Here is a 4,144-nt window from a genome sequence, read left to right as displayed (position 1 = left end):
CGCCTGCAATAACTGGAAGTGTAATTAATGTACGCAGAATAAAGATAATAAACAGTTCTGCGATATTGACAGGAATCTTACTACCTAGAAGTAGAGCACCAACTTCAGACATGTAAATCAACTGAGTTACCGACATTGCTGCAATTACAAAGCGAGTCATTTCGTTATCGATAGACGCTGCAAGGATCGCTGGGATGAACATGTCTGCAAAACCAACCACGATGGTTTCTGATGCCGCAACCGCTTCAGGGACGCCTAATAGCTCAAGGAACGGAATGAAAGGTTGACCTAAGAATGAGAACACAGAAGTGTACTCAGCAATGACCAACGCCATTGTACCAAGACCCATAACCACAGGTAGTACACCAAATACCATGTCCACTGCGTTACGAACGCCTTCGCTAAATACAGACTTAACTGATTTAACTTGTGATGCTTTGTTTACTGCTAGCTCAAGGCCCCAAGAGAACGTTGAGTGACCTGCAGGGATTGCATCTGCGTCTTTCTCTGGCTTGCTGCCATCGATGAAAGTGTCTTTCTTCATGCTCAAAGGTGGTAGGCGAGGGATGATTACCGCCGCAACGATACCCGCTAGACAGATTGCTGCATAGAAAGGTAAGAACAGGTGCTCTAGCTCTACTTGAGCAATAACCACAAGACTGAACGTGATAGATACCGCTGAAAAAGTCGTACCTACAACCGCAGCTTCACGCTGTGTGTAGAACTTCTTCTCGTACTGTTTGCTTGTCAGCAGGATACCAACGCTGCCGTCACCTAACCAAGAAGCCATACAGTCGATAGCACTACGACCTGGCAGGTTGAAGATAGGGCGCATGACTTTACTTAGTAGTGTGCCGAACAATTCTAATAAACCAAAGTTAAGTAGAAGAGGCAGTAACAGGCCAGCAAAAATGAACACTGAAAATAGTGTTGGTAGCAGGCCTTCTAGCACTAAGCCGCCGGTGTTCTCTTCCCAAATAAACTCAGGACCTACTTGGAAGAACGCCATGAACGCTGCTGCACCGCCAATCAAACGAACCAACAACCACAGGGGAGAAGGGTTGAAAAGACCGTTTAAGAATGAATTCGATGTGATGAATGTAGGCTTGAAAATGGTGCTTAAAACGGAAGCTACAGACATGAAAGCGACGATTGCAGTGATAATTGAGACTAGGTATTCACCGAAAACTGCTTGAATTGACTTGGCTAGGATAGCAACAGGGATAGTGAGATCGCCTTGGTAGCTAATTGGAGCCATGAAAAGGAATAAACCAATCAATGATGGGATTAGGAAAACCCAGAAACTGCCTTTAGATTTCTCTGTTTGAGCAGTATTCGTGTTGTTAGACATGTTATTGTTCTCGAATTTTTACACGTAAAAAAGCCACTTCCTTGGCATTTTTATTCACTAAACGTCCGTGTTTTCTTAATGGATGCAAGATTACCCAGTATTAATATTGCTTGCAATACTATTCATCAAATATCGCTAAATATTCATGCTGGTTATTCTGCTAACCATTAAGAGTTTAGAATAAAGTGTTGCAGATGTTACGTAATTTGAGGATATATTGCCAGTTTTTTATAAATTCACTGGTGTATCAGTTCGATAGGACAGATAGAGCCAGTAGCTAAACGCAATAAAAAAGGCAAAAGAGGCAGGGAAAGCCAGAGCGAGAATTTCAAAGCGCTGGAATAAGCAAGCACCCGTTAAGCCGCCAAATAGAAAACCCATGACGATGAACATCAGCAGTTTGGCTTTACGGCGGTCAAAGGGCATACCTTTGAGGCGCGCGCCAATCATGATACCAAGATCCGTGATGATCCCACTCATGTGTGTGGTACGGATAATGGCGCCACTGTAGGTAGTGATCATTGCGTTCTGCAGGCCACATGCCGCGGAAGCAAAGTACTGACCGGATGTGTAGCCTTGTAGCAGTGCCCATAATGCTAAAAATAGTAGGCCACCCTCAATGCACAGAGCAACGCCGTATCGACGACCTAATTTTAGAGCCTGGTTTTCAATGAAAAAACCACTGAAAGCAGCGCCTAGCATAAAGCTCATGATGACGAGTAATAGATGTACTGAAGCAGAGGTTGGAGTGAGCAAGCTACTCCCCAATAAAGAGACCGTACCTGAAATGTGCGAAATAGCTTGGTGTTGAAAGCCAAGTAGTCCGATAGCATTCACGCTGCCAGCAAGGGCTGCTAGTAGGAGAGCCCCGTATTCAACCCAACGTGGTAGCTTAGAAATCATGTTGTTCACCTTGGGTTGAAAAAGAGGGGCAAATTATAACGCTAGCGAAAAGATACGCTAGCGCTGTGGGGCTTGGATATTTGATCTTAGGCAACACTATTGCAGTTAGTTTCTTTGCAAATGTAATCGCAATATTGGGCAGATGAAAGCTACTAATTATAGTGGCTCATTTGATGGTCAAATTTGACCCAACCGTGTTTACGTTCTTCGTAGACAGAAAAGCTCGGTAACGGAAAGTCTTGTTCTTTAAACAATCCAAGCGGGATGATGTAAAAGTCAGCGGCAGCAACGGATTGGAGCAGCATCGTAGTGCCACATTTAGGGCAGAATTGATAAGTAACTTCATTGCCAGTATCGCTTATGCGTGAAAAAGAGGTTACCTCTCCACTCAAGGAAATTTGCTCTGTTAGAAATCGAGCTTGTACACCAAAAACACTGCCGGTTCGTTTTTGACACTCATAGCAGTGGCAGACAGAGGTTCGTTGAGGCTCTCCTCTACACACGAGGTTGACCGCACCGCAGCGACATTCGCAACTTCTGATATTTTTATCTTTACTATGATTGATATCCATCCGTGCTCCAGTTCTGATTAGCCCTGTATTGATAATTATACTAAAGCCCTTTATGGTCTGCACAACAGGATGAAGACAAAAGAATAAAATTGCTCATGAAAAAGAAAATCTTACCAATTCCCCTGATCTTACTGATTCCAATTGTGATGTTGGTTGTCGTGGTGGTGGCGGGCGTATATCGCTTCAGTTTAACTGATGAAGAGATCTTGGCGAAGTTCCCTTCTTCTCAAGTGAGTTATGACACGGTTGTTGAAACCGTGTTTGATTTGAAGACGACCAACCCATGGACAATCAAAGTACCTGAAACGAACGCTTACGCCTTTATTAATGAAGTCAATGAAGCTAAGTCGTTGGCCTCTGGTCGCTACGACTCGGGTGTGGAGCGAGGTGTGGTGACGGTAGATACTCAAAAGTTGTTGGGTGTTGAATTGGGAGATACCAACATTTTCGTTGCGCCAATGTGGGTATCTAACCAAGGCAGCGGGGTCTTCTATTACTTAGGTTTATTTAAGCATGATCAACAGCGTAGCCGCGTGGTATTGGTTGACCAACTTTTCCTTGGTGATCGCGCACAAATTCAAACTTTAGAGGTTGCTCAGCCGGACGTCACTCAAGCAAAAGGTAAACAAAACGGGGAAGGTTTTATCGGTTTTACTCAGCATTCTGCGGAACAATCTTTTGTAGAAGCCCCATCTGAAAAGGTGTTAATGAGTTTTTCTTTTGATACGCAATCAATTGGTAAGCAATAACGTTTTCGTTAATGTGAGGATCTGTTGTTTATGTGAGCCAAATTACATATTATCTTAGGTAGATGAATGAAATTTAGACACTCATAGCCTTGTGTCTGCTTACTTTACAAATGGAGCTTGCTAATGATTAATAAACGTTTTTTTAAAACGAAAGATGAAGTTGAAGTGACTTTTGAGCTCGAAGCTCAAGAAGCGAATTCTGTGTCTATCGTTGCTGATTTCCTTGATTGGAAAGCGACGCCAATGAAAAAGTTGGCGAAAGGGAAAGTATATAAGTTCAAAACTCGTCTGCCTAAAGATGGCGAGTTTCAATTCCGTTACCTTGTTGACGATCAGCAATGGGTAAACGATGCTAATGCCGATCGTTACATCCCTAATGAGTTTGGTGAGGATAACTGCTTGGTATCAACGGTCAGCGCTTAATCGCTGCCTCCAGAAGCTAAGCACTTTTTACCAAACGTGAGTTGATTGAGTTACTCGAAGCCCACTCCGAGGCTTGATGAAATTGCTCACTAATTCGCTTCGGTTATTAATTAATCGAAACGGAATAACGTAAATCAATATAAAGC

5 protein-coding genes are annotated in these 4,144 nt (G+C 43.2%); 2 read left to right on the top strand and 3 right to left on the bottom strand.

The features are described 5' to 3' along the window. From BCT81_RS25750 to BCT81_RS25740, 3 genes are all read right to left on the bottom strand, one after another. The coding region (locus BCT81_RS25750; RefSeq protein WP_102426304.1) for a YjiH family protein at positions 1 to 1,351 on the bottom strand (1,351 nt) is incomplete at its 3' end. 228 nt (positions 1,352 to 1,579) lie between these two features. Then, complete coding sequence (locus tag BCT81_RS25745) at positions 1,580 to 2,254, bottom strand: YoaK family protein (protein WP_102426303.1); 675 nt, start codon at positions 2,252 to 2,254, stop codon at positions 1,580 to 1,582. A 152-nt stretch (positions 2,255 to 2,406) separates the two neighbouring features. Further along, positions 2,407 to 2,889, bottom strand: a complete 483-nt coding sequence (locus BCT81_RS25740) for a GFA family protein (protein ID WP_171730540.1) — start codon at positions 2,887 to 2,889, stop codon at positions 2,407 to 2,409. 32 nt (positions 2,890 to 2,921) lie between these two features. Between BCT81_RS25740 and BCT81_RS25735 the strand changes: the two genes are divergently transcribed. Next, positions 2,922 to 3,575 carry a hypothetical protein gene (locus BCT81_RS25735; protein ID WP_102426302.1) on the top strand — a complete coding sequence of 218 codons (654 nt, stop codon included), beginning with the start codon at positions 2,922 to 2,924 and terminating at the stop codon, positions 3,573 to 3,575. 123 nt (positions 3,576 to 3,698) lie between these two features. After that, on the top strand, positions 3,699 to 3,998 hold the full coding sequence (locus tag BCT81_RS25730; RefSeq protein WP_004737771.1) for an isoamylase early set domain-containing protein: 300 nt from the start codon (positions 3,699 to 3,701) through the stop codon (positions 3,996 to 3,998). Positions 3,999 to 4,144 lie beyond the last annotated feature (146 nt).

The sequence above is a fragment of the Vibrio sp. 10N.261.52.A1 genome (assembly GCF_002876325.1).
Lineage (GTDB): Bacteria > Pseudomonadota > Gammaproteobacteria > Enterobacterales > Vibrionaceae > Vibrio > Vibrio chagasii.
This window is presented reverse-complemented; position numbering and strand designations above follow the sequence as displayed.

Coding starts and splice junctions, on each gene's coding strand:
- BCT81_RS25730 (WP_004737771.1), top strand. CDS start 3,699: ATGATTAATAAACGTTTTTTTAAAACGAAAGATGAAGTTGAAGTGACT.
- BCT81_RS25735 (WP_102426302.1), top strand. CDS start 2,922: ATGAAAAAGAAAATCTTACCAATTCCCCTGATCTTACTGATTCCAATT.
- BCT81_RS25745 (WP_102426303.1), bottom strand. CDS start 2,254: ATGATTTCTAAGCTACCACGTTGGGTTGAATACGGGGCTCTCCTACTA.